A 17,102-nucleotide genomic window follows, 5' to 3' on the forward strand; every position below is an offset into this window, starting at 1 on the left:
ACCGACTGGTCTCGATGCCGGTCGGCAACTCGGCCGACTGCCGAATAGCTTAGGGTTGCCTCATCATCAGTTTCGTGCCGAAAGCGACATCTTCTTGCCAGCAGAGTCCCGACAGACCTCTTCGCCCGCCATCCTCGATCCCGATGGGCTGCCCGCCGCCGCCATGGAGATCGCACACCTGCCTGCACCGCTGCTCTTCTGGGTCGTACACGGGCAGGCGGATGTGCGCATCGACGGAAGCGATTGGTCGCTTGGCGCCGACGAAGCGGTGCTCATCCCAATCGGAGCCACCGTTTCCGCCAATACTCAACGCGGGTCGACTGCTGTTCCGACGTGGCTCCCCGGCACCGAGGTGCCCACGATCAAGCATTTCAGCCTCCCCCGCGAATGGGAGCCGATCGTCTTGTCTCGCTTCGCGGCGGGCCTTGGCTACCTGCGCCCAGTCGAAGATTTCGGCGAACTCCCGCTCCCGCTGAGAGTTGCCGAGTCTGCAGAGTCGAGCCAGAGGATTCCTCCGATGCCGGTCGATGAGGACCTCAACCGGCTGGCTCGATTCCTCCTCGCCTATCCGAGCGCTCCTCACACTCTCGGCGAACTGGCGAGTTCATTGAGCCTGAGCCCGCGCACTCTCCAACGCAGATTCCAAGGTGCGACAGGAATGACGTTCTCCGCCTGGCTCACCTTGGCGCGCGTCTGCGCATCGCTGGATCTGCTGGCCACGGATCTGAGCGTCGAACACATTGCCCACCGTGTCGGGTTCGCTGATCCCAGCGCGTTCTCCCGCGCATTCCGACGAATCATGGATCAGAGCCCGAGAGAAGCGCGGCACCGTCTCCGACAGAGCGACCGAGATCGCGCCGACGATGCCCGAACACCCACATTCCCTACGCTCCCTGTTTCCCGGGAAGGAGGAGAGCAGAGCAGGACGGCACCGGTTCCGCGCCTGTTGCCGACGCAGACCTGGCCCAGAGTCAACGGCTCGCATGTCGCGATCTGGGTGTATCGAGGCACCGTCGACGTCACAGTCGATGCCCGACATAAGGTCCTGCACCGTGGCGAGGCACTCATCCTTCCAGCGAGCACCCATCACGAGGTCAGGGCGAGAGAGGACTGACTCGTTCTCCCACTGGGCTATCGCCCCACCGGTCGTTTACCTGCGACGACCAAACATCTGCAGGTCCATCGCTTCCGTCCCGAGACCAAGGCAGCCCTCCTCCACGGGATCGTCAGCACCTATACGGCCCTTCGCCCAAGGGTCCCTGTCGCCAACTCTCTCTTCGATCATGTCGCACTTCATACGATCGACACTGGCGACGGGGCTTCTGCTCACCTACCTGATACGAGCAGTTCGATCACCGCACTGCTCAGCTGCTTGGCGAGAAACCCGCATGCCCCGTTCCCCGCTGCATACTGGGCAGACAGGCTCGGCATGTCAGGACGCGAGTTCCACCGTTCAGTCCGCATCGCAACCGGAGTCCCCTATCCGACGTGGCGCAGAGTATCTCGAATGACCTTTGCCCGCGAGGCTCTGCTGCGCGGGGTGCCGGCGACGACGGTGGCTCAACAGACCGGCTATTCGCAGCTCTCCAGCTTCAGCCGGGCCGTCAGCGCAACGTTCGGCGCCCCGCCGCGACATTTGGCCTCGTTGTCCGGGGCAGACCGAAACTCTCTGCCAGAAGGGCCCCCGGCTCTCCGCGCTCGGAGAGCGGAGCAATTCGGCCCTTCTGGTCACAGCAGACGTTGAGAGCACCGAGGAGACTGCCGAAGCTGGGTCAACGAGAGCTTCGTCGAGTGCGCGGCTCGGTCAGGAATTGCGTCCTTGTTCGAAGCCCGCGGCGAATCCCCGCTCGAAGGCCTCCTGGACCTCCTGCTCGCGGCTGCGGCGCTCATCGGCCCAACCGAAGGGGTCGAATCCTCGTCGGCCCGGACCGAATCCGGGACCGAAGTTGGGGCCGAACCCGCGTCGTCCGCGGCCTCCTGAACGGCGGCCGTCACGATCGCCGCGCCCTCCGTGGGGTCCGTGAGCCTCGTGACGGTCAGAACCGCCTCGGTGACCGTCATCATCATGGGGGCGTCTGCGGTCATGCGGTCCTTCGTGGCCATCCGAGTCGTCTCCGCATCCCTCGGGGCCGAAGTTCTCAACGATCTTCGACAGCGAGGCCTTGAGGTTCTCGAACTCTTCGGAGGTGAGCACCTCTTCGATGCGATCGCCGACTCCGTCGCGCATATCGCGGAAGCGCTGGCGCAGCTCTTCGGGATCGATGTTCTTCGACGGCCCCCATCCGCCCCGGCCGCGCGGCGGGCCATAGGTCACCGGCTCTTCCGGATAGGCGGCGCCGTCGGCGACCACCTCATCGGCATCCCAGCGGCGGCGGCCTCGCCGCAAGCGCCCGAGGTCGCGAGGGTCGAAACCGGAATCGGCAGCGGCTGAGCGGAACTCGCGGCGCAGCACGTGGCTGAACTCGCGAAGCAGCTGCGGCAGATCGGCATCGGAGTCATCGTCCTTACCTGCGCGGGCATCGTCATCGCTCGCGGGGTCTCCGGTTACGGCCGTGTCATTGTCCGTCGCATCGCCCTGATTCGCCCCCTCGGCACCATCGGCATCGAGGCCCGAGGCATCGTCCGTGTCGGTGTTCTCGCCAGTGTTCAGTGAGCCCTCCTGGTGGTCCGCACCTGTTGCGTCGGCGCCTACGGGCGGGGTGGTGACGTCGTCATTGTCATCGTTGAAGTCGTTGTGGGCAGTCATGTCATCTCCTTTAGTTGTCATCTGACATGTACATGCAGAATGACATGCAATAGAGGAACATGTCAAGTAACATGTAAAATCGAATCATGAGCACGAACGATGACATTCAGGCGATCGCCGAAGCGCTCACTCGCCTGCAGTGGCGGCGCGGCTCCGGCGGTCCGCGGGGTTTCGGACCTTTCGGAGGTTTCGGTGAGCACGGCGAGCGCGGGGGCTTCGGTGAACGCGGAGGTTTCGGGGGCGGTCGGCACTCGGAGGACTTCCCTTTCGGTGGCAAACGTCATCCCGGCGGACCGTTCGCCGCTCACGGTCGCGGGCGTGCGCTCATCCGTCTGCTCATCTCCCTCGTCCAGGCAGGCACGGCGCTGGGGGTCAGCGCTCTCGGTGATGCGATCGGCGTCGACCAGCCGCGCGCATCCCGACTTGTGTCCCAAGGTGTCGAGCTCGGATTTCTGCGTCGCGAGGCCGACCCTGATGATGCGAGACGCACCCTCATCGCGCTGACGGACAAGGGTCGTGCAATCACCAACAGGTTCCGCGGTGCTCAGCGTGAGAACGTCGATCAGGCGCTGAGCGCATTCACTGAGGACGAGAGGGCGCAGCTGGCATCACTGCTCACGCGTTTGGCCGACGCTTGGCCGAAGTGACCCGGCCGCTCGGGTCTTCGATGGTGAGACTCGGGCTGCGGCTCAGCGTTCGGCGAGCTGTTTGAGCCTCTTGAGTGAGGCGAGCAGATTCGCCACCGTCGTCGACTGCGCCCGAGACAGGCGCTGCGGATCGCGCAGCTTCGTCCAGTCGTAGATATGGCGAACGAGGACTGAGTCTCCTCCGATCGGTTCGATCTGCCACACCCACTTCTGTCCGAAAGGCTCTCCCCCGACCTCGGAGGGCTGCCAGGCGATGAGCCGCCCCTCTTCGAAGTCGACGATGTGGTTCTCCCGGTCGACGCCTTTGGTCAGGGTCGTGATGAAGGAACCGCCTGTCCCACGCACTCGCTGCCCCTCGACGGCTGTACCGAGGTTGTCGTTGCCGTCCCATTCCGGCTGCCGCTGCGGATCGGCGATGAGGTCGAACACCGCTTCGGCCGGCGCTGAGATTTCGATCTCGGCGGTGACGACCTTGAGTGCCGGGTCGATCGAATCGAAGACGGAGGCATCGGGGATCTGGTCGGTCATGGAGTCCTGCCTTCGTGAGTGTTCCGACCTCGGCGTCGAGGTGAGATGCGGAGTGGTTCGGACACGGTCAGAATACACGGGACCGCAGCGTCAGTCCTCGAGGGCTCGGTCCTGCCGTTCTGCGCGGAGTGCGGCCGTGCTGAAGCGGGTGAACATCCGGGAGGAGTCGCTCGACAGTGCCAGCAGCACTGCCACCTGCATGGCGATCGTCGTCAGCGCATACATGTTCGTCGCCAGGTCGCGGTCCCCCGTGAAGTAGTTCGTCATCGACACGATCACGGAGATCGTCGAGAGAGTGAGGATCCACAGTCTGGCCCGGTTGCTGCCGCGGAACACCGACGCCGAGGCGACGACCTGCAGACACCCGATGAGGAGGCTGACCCCGATGAGCACCCCGGCGACGATGCGTGTGGCCGTGTCGTCGCTGAGTGCGGCGATGTCCGAGCTGTAGCCGACGACTTCGGTCCGCAGCCCGTTCCAGTCGAGGAGTGTGCTGGTCACGTCCCATGCCTGGAAGATCAGGAGGATGAGCACGAGCGCCGCCCCCACGACGGTCTGCAGCGGTCGCTGCCGCCACAGTGTCTTCGTCACCTCGGACACGGTTCGTGACTCGGAGTAGATGCGGGTGGCGTCGAGGGCCAGTTCCAAGCGCTCGGGGTGGTCGGCGTCGTCGGCGACCACCTCGGCGACGTCGACGATCGGCAGGTGCCCATCGGTGATGATCGCGTCGCCGCCGCCGTTGCGGGAGTGGTAACCGGTGGAGAAGTCCTTGATCCGATCGACCGAGATCGCGTCATTGACGGCGGTGACAGTGTCGACGATGTGGTCGCGTTCGACGTCGGTGTTCTCTTCGATCTTATGGGTGAACTGGAGAGTGAACAGGGAGATGCCGACGGCTTTGTCGTAGGTTCCGGCAGCCAGCCAATCGGCTTGGTGTCCGCCGGGCAGCAGCCAGCCGTGCGGGCATTTCCAGAACCGCACGTGGTGACGCTGACCCGGATCGCCGTCGACTTCCTGCTGGTAGGCGAAATCCTGACGTCGGCCGAACAGCAGCAACGGGGACACCGGAGCCTGCGGGTAGCTGCGCTTCGTCACTGTCGACCGGATGATCTCCCACGTCGATGCGGGTGTGATGCTGTCGGCGAGGATCCAGCCGGCCTCCCGCATCGCGTGGTGGATCTGCGCCTCCTCACCGCGCCAGGCGAGGTTGACCGGATCACCGAGCAGACCGTCGGAGGTGCGGGTGCGACCGATGAAGTAATTCGGCACGTAGATCTGGGACAGGATGCGATGCAGCCTGGGCAGAGCGAGATAGGACAGGACTGCCCAGAACACGAGCAGCGTCAGCACCTGCCACCAGCCGAGGCTGAACCCTTTGAGCAGAATCAGCAGCGCCAGCCAGGTCGATGCCGCACCGGCGAAGAGGAAGAACAGGTAGTCGAGCACCCCGGTGGGTGTGAAGTGGTGTCGCCGATAGACGAACGGCTGCCTCAGCCGCCGTTTCTGCTCACCGCTCACAGTCATGGGTGCCAGTTTAGTCAACCGCAGGCAGCGGCCGGAATGCGGATTTCCCGCCGTTGGCTCACCGAGGTGGCCCGACCGGATTCGGTCAGGTTCGCCCCCTGCGCGGTGCCTGTTCCCGTCGGCGGCGGTGGAGTGCGGCGAGTGCTGTGGCCGCGAGCTCCGGACTGTCGTCGCCGCTGAGTTCAGAGATGAAGTCATCGCTGTGTTCGCCGGGGATTTCGACGAGGACTTGGAGCACCCGAAACCGTATCGTCGTATCGCCGGAGGCCGCCCGCCGGTGCAGCTCGGTGAGGATCTGGTCGCCGGTGTCGGCGTCCGGTCCGTCTGCGACGACGAAAGCGGCGAGTGTCTCTGCCGCTTCGATGTCCTTCGGCCCGTTCATTGCCATGTCGAGCAGTATGGGCACGGCCTTCGCCTCGCCTGAGTGGCCGAGGGTGAGAGCGGCGAAGCTGCGGATCTCTGGGTCGTCATCGTCGATCCCGCCCAGCAGCGCCTGCCGGATCATCGACTTCGCGCGTGAGCCGAGTTCGTCACCCGAGGAGGTTCTGCGGATCTCGTCGAGGGCGAGCAGCGAATTGCGGCGCACGAGCGCAGATTCGTCCTCCATGCCCTTGACCACATGAGGCACGGCTTCGGCGCCGGCTTGGGCGAGCGCCCATCGCATTGCTCCTGCGGCGTTGAGCACTGGTTCGTGCAGAACCGCCTGCACCAGAGTCTCGACCGGAACTCCGCCGTCGACTCCGCTGCCGAGTGCGGCTTTGTGCCGTTGGATCACGTCCCCGGATTCGATGGAACGCATGAGATCGATGGTGTACAGGAGCGACTCACCGTCGGTGCGCCCGAGGCGGTCGACGGCCCGGAGATGGTCGAGCAGGCGTTGTTCCGCAGCGATCCGAGCTCGAGTCTGGTCGATGAGGTCTCCGAGCACACTGCTCGGGTCGAAGTCCGCGTCGGACAGCACACGGCCGACTTCGGTCAGAGACATGCCGAGTTTGCGCAGGCCCTCGATGTGGAAGATGCGGCCGATATCGGCATCGGAGTATTCGCGGTAGCCGCCCGGCGTCCGCTGGCTGGGTGTGACGAGGTGCAATGATTCGTAGTGACGCAGCATGCGTGCGCTCACGCCTGAGCGCCGGGCCACCTCGCCGATGAGCATTGCCACCTCTTCTCTACTGTCAGCCACTCTATGCCGCCGTCCCCGCCCGGCGGCATCATTGCTCCGAAACTCTTCGCGATCGCAGACGCTCCGGACTCTGCACAAGGACCGGAGAAGAGGTCCATGCGCGCACTGGAGGAAGGGATCCGAGACCTCGGCCGTGTGTCGGCGGGCTTGCCCCGCCCGCCGACACACATGATCAGACCTTCCCTGTACCGATCTGGACCGAGGCCTCGGGTCCCAGTGCGACCACACGCTTGGCTGCGTCCAAGGCGTGAGCGAAGCCGGCATCCGGGTCATCGAACATGTCCCGAGTCGCCATGGCGTGAGCCCGCACTGTGTCGTCCTCTGCATGAAGCCTCTCATCGACCACTGACACGAGGTCCTCACCGAGGGCCACTAGCGCCCGGCTGAGACTCTTCTGCATCTCGACGTCTCCGCGGCCCAACTGTGTCACCAGGGACGATGCCAACTCTTCACGACTGTCACCGGGCACCACGGCAACCGCGGCTCTCCACGCACTGCGGGCCACCTCGGCGTCGGAATGGGCGATGAGAGCCGTGCCGATCCGGGTCGGGTCCATGGCCGGCCAGGCACGGACGTCGCCGATCTTCGACAGGGTGTGCAGGGATTGGCTGATCGCCTGCGGCAGCGGCGAGTCGAGTTCGGCGATGAGGCGCGGGACGGCATCCTCGGCGGGCAGCCGGGTCAGCGCCCAGGTGAGCATGTCGCGGACGAAGAAGTCCGGTTCGACTCGGCACCGGGCGATGAGCACGTCGAGGTCACGGGCCTCGGCACGTGTGCCGACCGCCATCGCCGCCTGCAGACGCTGCTGCGGGTTCGATGCGCCCAGTGCCTCGATCAGGCGGTCCTCGTCCTTCCGACGGTCGACCCCGGCCGGCAGCTCCGGTTCTCGAGCCTGATGGTGCTTGAGTGGATGTGTCATGGTCTCCACCTCCTTGCCATCAAGTGAAGACCTTGTCATCGTGTCAAGGTCAAGCGGACTAGACTCATTTCATTCCCACCCCTGGAGCGGAGCCGTGAATGGACAAGATCGATTTCAAGAGATCGCTGCCGAGCTTCCGCGCGAAACAGGGACGGTTCGATCTCATCGAGGTGCCGGATTCGCAGTACCTCATGATCGACGGCCGCGGTGATCCGAACACTTCTCCGGCTTTCGCAACGGCGCTGACCAGCCTCTATCCGCTCGCCTATGGGCTGAAGTTCTTCAGCAAGCGCGAACTCGGTCGGGACTATGTGGTGCCTCCGCTCGAGGGGCTGTGGTGGGCCGACGACATGGCGGCGTTCACGAGCGCCCGAGACAAATCCGCGTGGGACTTCACACTCATGCTGTTCGTCCCGGACTGGTTGGACGGCGACCACGTCGACGGCGCGATCGACACGGTCCGGGCGAAGGGGTCGGCGCCCCGCCTCGGAGAAGTCCGGTTCGGTGCGCTGCGGGAGGGAACCTGCGTCCAGACCCTGCATATCGGCGCCTTCGACGACGAAGGGCCGGTCCTCGAGCGCATGCACACCGACATCATCCCCGGCGCAGGGATGACGATGACGGGGAAGCATCACGAGATCTACCTCAGCGACGTTCGCCGCACCGCGCCGGAGAGGCAGCGCACGATCCTCCGTCAGCCAGTGGTTCCCCGCAGCTGATCCGGAAGGGTGGTCCCCGGCCTCAGCCTCCGCTCGACCAGCCTCCGCTGACCGGGGCGGTGGTTGAGCCGCCGTCGGCGCCGGCGTTCGGGGGTGGGGATCCGACCGACGAGGAGTTCTCGGTCGGCGATGAGTCTGACGAGTCCGCGGAGAGGAAGACGAGGGCGATGACGATGCCGGCGATGGTCATGATGCCGACGGCGACGAATGCGAAGACCACGATGAGGCAGGTCATCAGAGGCGGGCGGTTACTGCGCCGAACGATTCTCACCATGGGTCAAGACTAATGGGCGCCGCTGACAACGCACCGCCGTGACCTTGCTGTGACAAAAGCCTCGGCATGGTCCCATGCACTCTTAAGTTTGTTGCATTATCGTTATATTCATGCCTCGTCTGACATCATCTCGCAAGGGCCGCCGGTCCGTGCTCACTGGTGCCCTGATCGGGCTCGGGGCGGCGGTGATGGCACTGGTCGTGGGCGCCGTCGTCGTCCTCAATTCACCCATCTCTTTCGGCTCCACGAAGATCAGGCAGATGCAGATGGCTTCGGTCAATCAGCTCAGCGAACAGCAGATCGACAATGCTCGGCTCATCATCGGCGTCGGTCGCGGCGGTGACTTCGACGACTATGCGATCCGCATCGCCCTCATGACGGCTCTGCAGGAGTCTTCGCTGCGCAATCTGGATTCCGGCGACCGCGATTCGGTCGGTCTGTTCCAGCAGCGGCCCTCTCAGGGATGGGGCGAACCGCATAAGCTCACCGACCCCGTCTACGCGGCCAAGGCCTTCTACGGGATCAATCCCGAGGTCGAGAACCCGGGTCTCAACCAGATCGAGGGCTGGGATGCGATGTCACCGACCGAAGCCGCACAGTCGGTACAGCGGTCGGCGCTTCCCGATGCCTACGGGCAGTGGGAATCCTTGGCCGACGACCTCCTCGGCTCGCAGGCCGACGTCGAAGCCCTCGACTGACGCTGATCACTCCGGTTGTCCGGTAATCTGCACTCATGGCTTCCGTTCCCGATTCCGTTCCCGTCAATGACGAGGTCGAGCAGCTCCTGCTCAACCCCGAGGACCATCTCGAGGCCATCACCGAAACTGCGGACCTCTTCAAGGCACTCGCCACACCCTCTCGCCTGAAGATGCTGCTCGTCCTCACCCACGGCGAGGCCACGGTCACGCACATCGTCGAGGCGACCGGACTGTCCCAGCCGCTGGTGTCCCAGCACCTGAAGTTCCTCCGCGGGCTCCACCTCGTCGGAGTCAATCGGATCGGCCGCGAAGCCTACTACTCACTCAAAGACGACCACGTCGCCCACATCATCGTCGACGCCATCGCCCACACGATCGAAGCCCACGAGCACTGAACCGCATCCGGTCCGGCGGTCGGGCTTCACCGCCTTCGCCTTCTGGTCAGTGCCTCCGGCCCGCCGCCGACGACCCAGACGATCAGGGCCACGAGCACGGCACCGATCCACTGCGCCGTCTGCAGCCTCTCACCTGCGATGAGGGATCCGAGCACCACCGCTGACAGCGGCTGCAGCAGCATGAGCGCAGCCGTCGTGGGCACCGGCACCAGCGGGCTGGAGATGCTCAGCAGCACCCATGACAGCGCCTGGCCGCAGACGGCCAGGGCGATCATTCATCCCCAGCCGTCCCAACCGAGGTCGAAGTCGAGTCCGCCGAGGGTCAGCCCGGCCACCGCGGTCATCACACCGGCCGCGATCGTGCCCACCTGGACCGGGGCGACGATGAAGTCTCCGGCGACCTTCCGGCTGTGGTGGATGCCGAAGATGTACACGCCGTAGAGCACACCGGACAGCACTCCGAAGATCGCTCCCCGCGTCGGGTTCGCCGCCGTCTCGTCGGCACCGAACACTCCCCCGGTCAGCAGCATGCCGATGATCATGATCGGCACGCAGCCGATGAACAGCCACCCGGGCCGGGATCCGCCGAACGCCCAGACCAGTGCCGGGAACACGATCACCTGCACACTGATGAGCACCGTGGACACACCCAGACCGGCGTCGAGGACACTCTGGGCCCACAACATAGTCGATCCCCAGCGCCCCGCCGGAGACCGCGGCGATGAGGATCGCCTTCGGCGGGAACCGTCCGTGCCGACGCAGCTCGAGCACGGCCAACGGCGCGAGCACAATGACCGCTATCCAACACCGCAGGAAGGCAGCGGTGGGAGCGGTAGCCTCGGCGAGGATGACGAACAATCCGGCCGATCCGAGCAGGACGGCGGCCAGGATGACGCCGAGCACCGGCAGGGCTTTCGGGGCGGGAGGCGGCCCTCCCGACGGCGCATCCTCGGCGCTCATCTGATCCCCTCGTCGGAACTCATCTCACGACGTTCGGGGCTCAGCCCACGAAGTCGAGGATGCGGTCGATGGCTTCGGCCGTCCGGTCCGCTCCGACGGCCAGCGACAGGCGCACCGACCTGGATCCGTCGACGGAGTCGAAGTCGTCACCGGGGGCGAGCGCGACGCCGGTCGCGTCGAGCACCTGCTCACACCACTGCCCGGAGGTGGCCAGACCCGCACGGTCGAGGATGTCGTCGACTCTCGCGTACATGTAGAAGGCGCCGTCGGGTGGGGCCATCTCACCGAAGCCGAGGTCGGCAGCGGCGTTCAGCACATGCTCGCGAGCCCCGGCGAATGAGGCCACGGCCGCTTCGCATTCGGCATAGGACTCGTCCGCGAAGGCCGCGACCGCCGCGTACTGCGCCGGAACCGGGGCGCACAGGGAGAGATTTCCCGTGACGTTCTGGGCCGGGGCGACGAGCGCTTCGGGCAGGATCGCCCAGCCGAGGCGCCACCCGGTCATGCCCCAGTATTTGGAGAACGAGGAGATGACGATGGCAGTGTCGTCGTGGGCGAGTGCGCATTCTCCGCGGGTGCCGATATAGCTGATGCCGTGGTAGATCTCATCGGAGATCACCTGCACCCCGTTGTCTCGGCACCAGTCAACGATCTGCCCGAGTGCCTCGGGGCCGATCATCGTGCCCGTGGGGTTCGCGGGTGAGGCGAGCATGAGCCCCTTGAGCGGGGCCTTCGCATGGGCGGCGGCCAAGAGGTCGACGGTGGGCTGGAACCCTTCGTCGGCACCGCAGTCGAGTTCGACGACCTCGCAGCCGAGTGCCGCGAGGATGTTCTTGTACGCGCCGTATCCGGGCCGGGCCAGAGCCACCCGATCACCGACGTCGAAGCAGGTGAGGAACGTCGTCTGGAAGGCGCCGGAGGATCCGGTCGTCACGGCGATGCGGTCGGGTGCGATGTCGAGTCCGTACCAGTCGCGGTAGTGGGAGGCGATGGCTTCGCGAAGTTCGGGGATGCCGAAGATCGGCGAGTATCCGAGTCCCGTACCGTCGTTCATGACTTCGGCGGCGCGGGTGAGCACTGGGCTGGGCGCGCCCTGGGTCGGTTCGCCCAGGCACATGGCGATGGTGTCGCGGCCGGACCGCTGCATCTGACCGACGGTGGCGACGATGCCCATCGCTGCGAAGGGCTTGACGAGCCCGGAACGGGTGGAGGCAGCCGGGATGTTTTTGGCGGAGGCGGCCGGACCGGACACGGCGTTGGCACGGGTGGTGGGGTCCGCCTCGGCGGGGGTGGATGAGGTCATCGGTTCACTTCTTCTCACGCGGGAGGCGGCCGAGGGTGTAGAACTCCGGGTTCGGGAGCATTCCGGAGATGTGGGCCATGCGGTTGGACAGGCCGAAGAAGCCGGTGATCGCGGCGATGTCCCAGGCGTCTTCGGCGTCGAATCCGTGGTCGGCAAGCCTCTGGTGGTCGGCGTCGCCCACGGCCCATGGTTCCTCGCAGACCTTGACGGCAAAGTCGAGCATAGCCACCTGACGTGGGCTGATATCGGCTTGCCGGTAGTTCGTGGCGACGACATCGGCGATGAGCGCGTCCTTCTGGAAGATCCGCAGCATCGCTCCGTGCGCGACGACGCAGTAGAGACAGTGATTGATCGCCGAGGTGGCCACGACGATCATCTCCCGATCGGCCTTGGTCAGGTTCCCCGTCTCCTTCTCCATGAGCGCGCCATAGTAGGCGAAGAAGGCGCGGAATTCGTCCGGTCGGCGGGCCAGGGCGAGGAAGACGTTGGGCACGAAGCCCGACTTCTCGGCGACCTCGAGGATCTGGGTGCGGATGTCATCGTCGACGTCGTCGATGTCAGCAAGTGGGTATCGCATATCACTCATGCTAGCCCGGGTGGCTCGGGCTGCGTCGAGCCCTCTCGCTGTGAGGGCTGCTGGCGGTGTGCGCCCGTGAGGTGCCCGGACGGAGCGGTGCGAGCGATACAGTGAAGACGTCAGGTCCGTCCCGGCTTCCGCCGCAGGCCGTTCGCGCATCGAAGGAGATCACCATGACCGCAGACAATGCAGCAGACACCGGTTCGACCGGCGAGGTCCAGCTCGACAACGGCGTATTCCGGGTGACGAAGTGGACGATCCGGCCCGACGGCGTCATCCCGATGCACAAACATGAGTATGAGTACGTCGTGGTGCCGATGGTCACGGACACGATGCTCGTGCGCAATTCGGATGGCACCGAGATCCGTGCCGAGCTCGAGGCCGGAGTCTCCTACACGCGTCCGGCAGGGTCCGAGCACGAGGTCTCGAATCCCGGAGGCTGCGCCGACGTCGTCTTCGTCGAGGTCGAACGCCTCTGAGCCTCGTCGACTGAGTCCGAGAAGTGGTCGCTATCGGATACTTTCTGCGTGGCGAAGTGTCCGATTGCGACCTACGTTTAGCGCAGAATGTCCGATAGCGACCTATTTTCGGCAGAGGCCGCGACTCAGCGGGTGGGGATCTCCCAGGTGTGGACGGGCTTCCCGGTCGCCTGGTTCGCCAGGTAGGCGTCCATCATCGCTTTGAGGCCCTCGCTGCGTTCCGGCGAATCCGGTCGGCTGCCCGGCGCGAGACTCTCGAGCGTCCGCAGCTGCCAGGTCGCCCCATTGATGCGGCTGGCCGCCCGGCCTTCGATGATCGACATGTACTCGTCGATGACGTCCTTGTCGATGTTCAGCCGCGCCAGCCCGCGCCTGGCCTGGGGCGCAAGCACATCGATGACGAGGTCGGCCACGCCGATGCGACCGATCTTCGGCCACGTCACTCGCGCCTCGATCCCGTCCTTGGCGCAGGCGTTGAAGTTCTCCTCCGCCTCGGCGAACGACATCCGCGACCACACGGGACGGTTCTCACCGACGAGGAACTCGGCCAGTCCGTAGTAGAAGGCCGCATCGGCGACCATGTCGACCGGGGTCGGGCCGGCCGGCAGCAGCCGGTTCTCGACACGGATATGAGCGCCGCCGTCACCGGAGTTGTAAATGGGACGGTTCCAGCGCCACACGGTGCCGTTGTGCAGATTGAGTTCGAAGAGCTTCGGAGCGTCGGCGGCACGGAATTCGACGAAGTCCTTGATCTCCGGCAGCAGCGGCGGGAAGTAGCGGACGTTCTCCTCGAAGAGGTCGAAGACGCTGGTGATCCATCGTTCGCCGAACCATACGCGGGGTCGCACGCCCTGGTTGACCAGTTCGGGCGTGCGGGTGTCGATGGACTGCGCGAAGATCGGGATCCGGGATTCGTGCCACAGCTTGCGGCCGACGAACAGCGGCGAGTTCGCCGCCATCGCGACCTGCGCCCCGGCGATCGCCTGCGAGGCGTTCCACGCATCGGCGAACCGATTCGGCGCCACCTGCAGGTGCAGCTGCATCGACGTGCAGGAGGACTCCGGAGCGATATCGGAGAACTCCGCCTTGTACCGCTCTTCGCGGCCGAGTTCGATGCGGACGTACTCGCCGCGGGCGTCGATGACCGAGTTGCTCAGCGCTTCGTACCGGTTCTCCTCGGTCATCCACTTCGCGTCGGTGAGGAACTCGGTGGTCAGGGTCGGCAGGGTACCGATCGACACCGCTTTGAGTCCGTCCTCCTCGGCGGCCTTCTGCGCTTTCTCCAGGCGGTGGGTGACACCGGCTTCAAGTGTTTTGAGCCCACGGCCCGCGACCTGAAGCACCGGGTGGTTGAGTTCGAGGTTGAACGCGCCGATCTCGGATTGGTACTCGTCATCGAGCCGGGCGAGCACTTCCTTGTTCCGCAGGCTCGGCTGATTGCCGTCGCCGACGAGGTTGAGCTCGAGTTCGAGCCCGATCGTGCCCGCCGATTTGAAATCCGCATGGCGAAGGTAGGTATCGAAGAGCTCGAGATTCTCTGCGAGCTTCTCCCGATACAGTGTGCGTTCTTCCGGCGTGTACCGCTTCGAGCTGACTGCCTCACCCATAGGTCAAGCAAACCACAGACGGCCGGGTTTGTGCGCGGTGATCTCCGTCCCGCATCCAGGCACACATCTGGTGCCTTCACCGGTCATGCATCGATCACACCATCCGGACACCGCGGGAGACGGCAACCGGCCTTCCGTAGACTCGCACCATGACTTCCACCACATCGCCGTCGCCCCAGCCCGCTGACTTCGTCGAAGAGGCGAAGCGACGCCTGCCCGACATGCTCGCCGACATCGAACGGGTCATCTCCCTCGAGACTCCCTCACACGACAAGGCGGCCGTGGCCGCGGGCGCCCGGGACTTCGCCGCGCTCCTGGGCGACCGCCTCGGCGCCGAGGCGGAGCTGCTCGACGTCGACGGCACCACCCACGTGCGCCTGCGCTTCGGCACCGGTCCCGCCCGCGTCGTCCTGCTCAACCATCAGGACACGGTGTGGCCGCACGGCACGCTCGAACGCCTCCCCTTCTCCACCGAGGACGGGATCCTGCGCGGTCCCGGCAGCTTCGACATGCTCACCGGGGCGATCATGAGCGTGCACGCGACCGCGATCGTGGCCGACCACCTCGGCGCGGGCGGGCTGGACGGTCTGTCGATCCTCGTCACCGGTGATGAGGAGATCGGTTCCCTGTCCTCGTCGGATCTCATCCGCGCCGAGGCGGCCGAGGCGCAGGCCGTGTTCGTCTTGGAGGCGAGCGCCGGCGGGGCGCTCAAACTCGAGCGCAAGGGCACGAGCAACTACGTGCTGAAGTTCACCGGCAGAGCCTCGCACGCCGGCCTCGAACCGGAGAAGGGCATCAACGCAGGCATGGCCCTGGCCCTGACGCTTCCGTTGGTGGCGGGTCTCGCCGACGCCGAGGCGGGGACGACGGTGGTGCCGACCGTGATCAGCGCGGGGACGACGTCGAACACCGTGCCGGCCGAAGCCCGCGTGGACATCGATGTGCGGGCCCGGACGGCGGCCGAACTCGAACGCGTGGATGCGCAGATCCGTGAGTTGGCCGCGAAACCGCAGGTGGAGGGCTCGACGACGGAGGTGCTCGGCGGGATCAACCGGCCACCATTCGAACGGGAGCAGTCGGCTGCGCTCTTCGACCGGGCGACGGCCCTTGCGGGCGAACTCGGACTGCCCGCGCCGCAGGGAGTGTCGGTGGGCGGCGCCTCGGATGGGAACTTCACCGCCGGTGACGGCATCGCCACCCTCGACGGTCTCGGTGCCGTCGGCGATGGGGCGCACGCCGAACACGAGCACGCCGTCATCGACGAGATCGCTCCGCGCACCGCGCTGCTGGCCGCCCTCATCGCCGATCAGCTGCAGGGCTGAGACGGATCGGCGCCGGCGGCTAGTCGACCAGTCCCGCTGTCAGTGCGCTGGGGCCTCCCCTGCACACAGTTGACTGTCGGCAGCAGAGCATCAGTCGACCGGGTAGCCGGCGGCGCGCATCTGATCCGGTGACTTCAGCGTGAACAGCCAGTCGCGCAGGTGCGCATCGGGCCGGATCACCGTCCGTGCGTACAGTCGGTCTTCGCCGACAAGATAGTAGTGGTAGCTGTGCTCGCCGAGGTGGCTCATGAGTTCTCGTGGCTTCGCGCGGTCGAAGAGGACTTCGCACAGAATGTCCGGGCGGAAGGCCGAGAGGAATTCCCGCCCGTGGGCGAGGACGTCGTTCTCCCCGCCCTCGACGTCGATCTTCACCGTCACACGTGGCGTCTCGCCCCGTACTGAACCGTCGGGGAGGCCCTCCCCTGGCTGCGACTGCGTGTCTCGGTCCGGCACTTCGGCCAGCATCTCAGGCAGGAGGGCGTCGAGAGAGGTGAAGCGCACCTCGGCGTCGGAGTCGAAGTGCATGGCCGAGGAGTAGAACGACGGCAGCGCCGATCCCCCGTCCCCGATGGGCACCTTCATCCAGGTGTCGGGACTGCCGACACCGGTCGGGTGGACGGTCACGCGGGCGTTGAAGCCGTTGCGGTCGATGTTCTTCTCCGCGCCGGCGACGACAGCCGGGATGATCTCGAAGAGGTGGGCGCGCACATTCTCGTTCGCCGCGAGGACGGCCATGGTGAAGACCCCGGTGTAAGCGCCGATGTCGAGGAAGACGTCCGCGTCCGCACTGAGCGCGACCATGAGATCGAGGGCGAACGCGTCTTCGGGTTCGGTGCGTCGGCCCTTGCCCCAGTAGAACTCCTTGGCGATCTCGCAGCGGAAGGGCTCGACGAGGACGAAGTCCGCTCCGCCGGCTCGTCCGCGCACCTCGGTGAGTTCGATCGGTGCTGGGAGGCGACCGACCTTCAGCCCTCTGATCCGGGGCGCGATCGTTCGCAGCAGCGGGTGGAACGCCGGTTGCGCGAGGGCGGTTTTGACCGGCAGCTTGAGGCCGAACCAGGACTGTCTGCGCGCGGTGAGAGTGCGCAGGTGGTCGTTCACGACGGTGGCCCCCTTGCTGACAGGAAGACTTTTGTTCACATTATCAATCCCCGGACCGCCGCTCCAGGGTTTCTTTCCCGGAGGTATTGCAATGAGGCTCCAGAGTCCTTCCCGACCTGA

At 65.6% G+C, this 17,102-nt stretch carries 20 protein-coding genes; 8 read left to right on the forward strand and 12 right to left on the reverse strand.

Translation table 11 applies throughout. The annotated features are described in order from the left end of the window. Window positions 1-94 precede the first annotated feature (94 nt). The gene (locus tag CXR29_RS15925; RefSeq protein ID WP_164742850.1) at window positions 95-1,114 is read left to right on the forward strand and encodes a helix-turn-helix domain-containing protein; all 1,020 of its coding nucleotides are present in this window, start codon (window positions 95-97) and stop codon (window positions 1,112-1,114) included. Window positions 1,115-1,372: 258 nt separating this feature from the next. Next, window positions 1,373-1,744, forward strand: coding sequence for a helix-turn-helix domain-containing protein (locus CXR29_RS18085; protein WP_420897584.1), 372 nt, complete (start codon window positions 1,373-1,375; stop codon window positions 1,742-1,744). A 60-nt stretch (window positions 1,745-1,804) separates the two neighbouring features. Here CXR29_RS18085 and CXR29_RS17765 read toward each other — a convergent pair whose 3' ends face one another. Then, entirely contained in the window at window positions 1,805-2,746 is a 942-nt protein-coding gene (locus CXR29_RS17765) for a hypothetical protein (protein ID WP_096161854.1), read from the reverse strand. 86 nt (window positions 2,747-2,832) lie between these two features. Between CXR29_RS17765 and CXR29_RS17770 the strand changes: the two genes are divergently transcribed. Further along, window positions 2,833-3,393 (forward strand): MarR family winged helix-turn-helix transcriptional regulator, encoded by a 561-nt coding sequence (locus tag CXR29_RS17770; RefSeq protein ID WP_226823892.1) that lies wholly within the window; start codon window positions 2,833-2,835, stop codon window positions 3,391-3,393. A 42-nt stretch (window positions 3,394-3,435) separates the two neighbouring features. On the opposite strand, the gene CXR29_RS15945 is transcribed toward CXR29_RS17770, so the two are convergent. The 4 genes from CXR29_RS15945 to CXR29_RS15960 all read right to left on the reverse strand — a co-directional run bounded on the left by CXR29_RS15945 (window position 3,436) and on the right by CXR29_RS15960 (window position 7,547). After that, on the reverse strand, window positions 3,436-3,921 hold the full coding sequence (locus tag CXR29_RS15945; RefSeq protein ID WP_096161855.1) for an SRPBCC family protein: 486 nt from the start codon (window positions 3,919-3,921) through the stop codon (window positions 3,436-3,438). A gap of 90 nt (window positions 3,922-4,011) precedes the next feature. Continuing rightward, on the reverse strand, window positions 4,012-5,445 hold the full coding sequence (locus tag CXR29_RS15950; RefSeq protein WP_127365059.1) for an LssY C-terminal domain-containing protein: 1,434 nt from the start codon (window positions 5,443-5,445) through the stop codon (window positions 4,012-4,014). Between the two features lie 85 nt (window positions 5,446-5,530). Then, complete coding sequence (locus CXR29_RS15955) at window positions 5,531-6,628, reverse strand: MerR family transcriptional regulator (RefSeq protein ID WP_240689187.1); 1,098 nt, start codon at window positions 6,626-6,628, stop codon at window positions 5,531-5,533. Window positions 6,629-6,800: 172 nt separating this feature from the next. Continuing rightward, window positions 6,801-7,547, reverse strand: a complete 747-nt coding sequence (locus CXR29_RS15960) for a HEAT repeat domain-containing protein (RefSeq protein ID WP_226823891.1) — start codon at window positions 7,545-7,547, stop codon at window positions 6,801-6,803. Between the two features lie 98 nt (window positions 7,548-7,645). On the opposite strand from CXR29_RS15960, the gene CXR29_RS15965 reads away from it, so the two are divergent. Next, the gene (locus CXR29_RS15965; RefSeq protein WP_127365060.1) at window positions 7,646-8,266 is read left to right on the forward strand and encodes a GyrI-like domain-containing protein; all 621 of its coding nucleotides are present in this window, start codon (window positions 7,646-7,648) and stop codon (window positions 8,264-8,266) included. A gap of 22 nt (window positions 8,267-8,288) precedes the next feature. Here the strand turns inward: CXR29_RS15965 and CXR29_RS15970 are convergent, their stop codons facing one another. Beyond that, window positions 8,289-8,540 carry a hypothetical protein gene (locus CXR29_RS15970; RefSeq protein WP_127365061.1) on the reverse strand — a complete coding sequence of 84 codons (252 nt, stop codon included), beginning with the start codon at window positions 8,538-8,540 and terminating at the stop codon, window positions 8,289-8,291. Between the two features lie 110 nt (window positions 8,541-8,650). Here CXR29_RS15970 and CXR29_RS15975 point away from each other — a divergent pair, with 110 nt between their 5' ends. Together CXR29_RS15975 and CXR29_RS15980 are read left to right on the forward strand one after the other, a co-directional pair. After that, entirely contained in the window at window positions 8,651-9,238 is a 588-nt protein-coding gene (locus CXR29_RS15975) for a peptidoglycan-binding protein (RefSeq protein WP_226823890.1), read from the forward strand. A gap of 35 nt (window positions 9,239-9,273) precedes the next feature. Beyond that, window positions 9,274-9,633 (forward strand): ArsR/SmtB family transcription factor, encoded by a 360-nt coding sequence (locus CXR29_RS15980; protein ID WP_127365062.1) that lies wholly within the window; start codon window positions 9,274-9,276, stop codon window positions 9,631-9,633. Between the two features lie 26 nt (window positions 9,634-9,659). Here CXR29_RS15980 and CXR29_RS15985 read toward each other — a convergent pair whose 3' ends face one another. The 4 genes from CXR29_RS15985 to CXR29_RS16000 all read right to left on the reverse strand — a co-directional run bounded on the left by CXR29_RS15985 (window position 9,660) and on the right by CXR29_RS16000 (window position 12,473). After that, entirely contained in the window at window positions 9,660-9,908 is a 249-nt protein-coding gene (locus CXR29_RS15985) for an EamA family transporter (RefSeq protein ID WP_127365063.1), read from the reverse strand. Beyond that, on the reverse strand, window positions 9,909-10,319 hold the full coding sequence (locus CXR29_RS15990; RefSeq protein ID WP_127365064.1) for a hypothetical protein: 411 nt from the start codon (window positions 10,317-10,319) through the stop codon (window positions 9,909-9,911). It lies immediately after the preceding gene. A 314-nt stretch (window positions 10,320-10,633) separates the two neighbouring features. Then, window positions 10,634-11,767 carry a pyridoxal phosphate-dependent aminotransferase gene (locus CXR29_RS15995; protein ID WP_420897600.1) on the reverse strand — a complete coding sequence of 378 codons (1,134 nt, stop codon included), beginning with the start codon at window positions 11,765-11,767 and terminating at the stop codon, window positions 10,634-10,636. Between the two features lie 133 nt (window positions 11,768-11,900). Further along, the gene (locus CXR29_RS16000; RefSeq protein WP_206516233.1) at window positions 11,901-12,473 is read right to left on the reverse strand and encodes a peroxidase-related enzyme; all 573 of its coding nucleotides are present in this window, start codon (window positions 12,471-12,473) and stop codon (window positions 11,901-11,903) included. 173 nt (window positions 12,474-12,646) lie between these two features. Here CXR29_RS16000 and CXR29_RS16005 point away from each other — a divergent pair, with 173 nt between their 5' ends. Beyond that, window positions 12,647-12,952 (forward strand): cupin domain-containing protein, encoded by a 306-nt coding sequence (locus CXR29_RS16005; RefSeq protein WP_127365067.1) that lies wholly within the window; start codon window positions 12,647-12,649, stop codon window positions 12,950-12,952. 125 nt (window positions 12,953-13,077) lie between these two features. Here the strand turns inward: CXR29_RS16005 and CXR29_RS16010 are convergent, their stop codons facing one another. Then, window positions 13,078-14,559: a glutamate-cysteine ligase family protein gene (locus CXR29_RS16010; protein WP_127365068.1), complete on the reverse strand. Its 1,482-nt coding sequence runs from the start codon at window positions 14,557-14,559 to the stop codon at window positions 13,078-13,080. 149 nt (window positions 14,560-14,708) lie between these two features. On the opposite strand from CXR29_RS16010, the gene CXR29_RS16015 reads away from it, so the two are divergent. After that, window positions 14,709-15,881, forward strand: a complete 1,173-nt coding sequence (locus CXR29_RS16015; RefSeq protein WP_127365069.1) for a M20 family metallopeptidase — start codon at window positions 14,709-14,711, stop codon at window positions 15,879-15,881. A 90-nt stretch (window positions 15,882-15,971) separates the two neighbouring features. Here the strand turns inward: CXR29_RS16015 and CXR29_RS16020 are convergent, their stop codons facing one another. Further along, window positions 15,972-16,982 (reverse strand): FkbM family methyltransferase, encoded by a 1,011-nt coding sequence (locus CXR29_RS16020; RefSeq protein ID WP_101554460.1) that lies wholly within the window; start codon window positions 16,980-16,982, stop codon window positions 15,972-15,974. Window positions 16,983-17,102 lie beyond the last annotated feature (120 nt).

The sequence above is a fragment of the Brevibacterium linens genome, assembly GCF_003999335.1.
Lineage (GTDB): Bacteria > Actinomycetota > Actinomycetes > Actinomycetales > Brevibacteriaceae > Brevibacterium > Brevibacterium linens.

Bases quoted from the DNA above. Each gene is read 5' to 3' on its own strand.
- CXR29_RS16000 (WP_206516233.1), bottom strand. From the start codon at position 12,473: ATGCGATACCCACTTGCTGACATCGACGACGTCGACGATGACATCCGC.
- CXR29_RS15975 (WP_226823890.1), top strand. From the start codon at position 8,651: ATGCCTCGTCTGACATCATCTCGCAAGGGCCGCCGGTCCGTGCTCACT.
- CXR29_RS15985 (WP_127365063.1), bottom strand. From the start codon at position 9,908: ATGATCGCCCTGGCCGTCTGCGGCCAGGCGCTGTCATGGGTGCTGCTG.
- CXR29_RS15970 (WP_127365061.1), bottom strand. From the start codon at position 8,540: ATGGTGAGAATCGTTCGGCGCAGTAACCGCCCGCCTCTGATGACCTGC.
- CXR29_RS17770 (WP_226823892.1), top strand. From the start codon at position 2,833: ATGAGCACGAACGATGACATTCAGGCGATCGCCGAAGCGCTCACTCGC.
- CXR29_RS15960 (WP_226823891.1), bottom strand. From the start codon at position 7,547: ATGACACATCCACTCAAGCACCATCAGGCTCGAGAACCGGAGCTGCCG.
- CXR29_RS16015 (WP_127365069.1), top strand. From the start codon at position 14,709: ATGACTTCCACCACATCGCCGTCGCCCCAGCCCGCTGACTTCGTCGAA.
- CXR29_RS15965 (WP_127365060.1), top strand. From the start codon at position 7,646: ATGGACAAGATCGATTTCAAGAGATCGCTGCCGAGCTTCCGCGCGAAA.
- CXR29_RS15995 (WP_420897600.1), bottom strand. From the start codon at position 11,767: ATGGGCATCGTCGCCACCGTCGGTCAGATGCAGCGGTCCGGCCGCGAC.
- CXR29_RS15950 (WP_127365059.1), bottom strand. From the start codon at position 5,445: ATGACTGTGAGCGGTGAGCAGAAACGGCGGCTGAGGCAGCCGTTCGTC.
- CXR29_RS16010 (WP_127365068.1), bottom strand. From the start codon at position 14,559: ATGGGTGAGGCAGTCAGCTCGAAGCGGTACACGCCGGAAGAACGCACA.
- CXR29_RS15945 (WP_096161855.1), bottom strand. From the start codon at position 3,921: ATGACCGACCAGATCCCCGATGCCTCCGTCTTCGATTCGATCGACCCG.
- CXR29_RS16005 (WP_127365067.1), top strand. From the start codon at position 12,647: ATGACCGCAGACAATGCAGCAGACACCGGTTCGACCGGCGAGGTCCAG.
- CXR29_RS15980 (WP_127365062.1), top strand. From the start codon at position 9,274: ATGGCTTCCGTTCCCGATTCCGTTCCCGTCAATGACGAGGTCGAGCAG.
- CXR29_RS17765 (WP_096161854.1), bottom strand. From the start codon at position 2,746: ATGACTGCCCACAACGACTTCAACGATGACAATGACGACGTCACCACC.
- CXR29_RS15990 (WP_127365064.1), bottom strand. From the start codon at position 10,319: ATGTTGTGGGCCCAGAGTGTCCTCGACGCCGGTCTGGGTGTGTCCACG.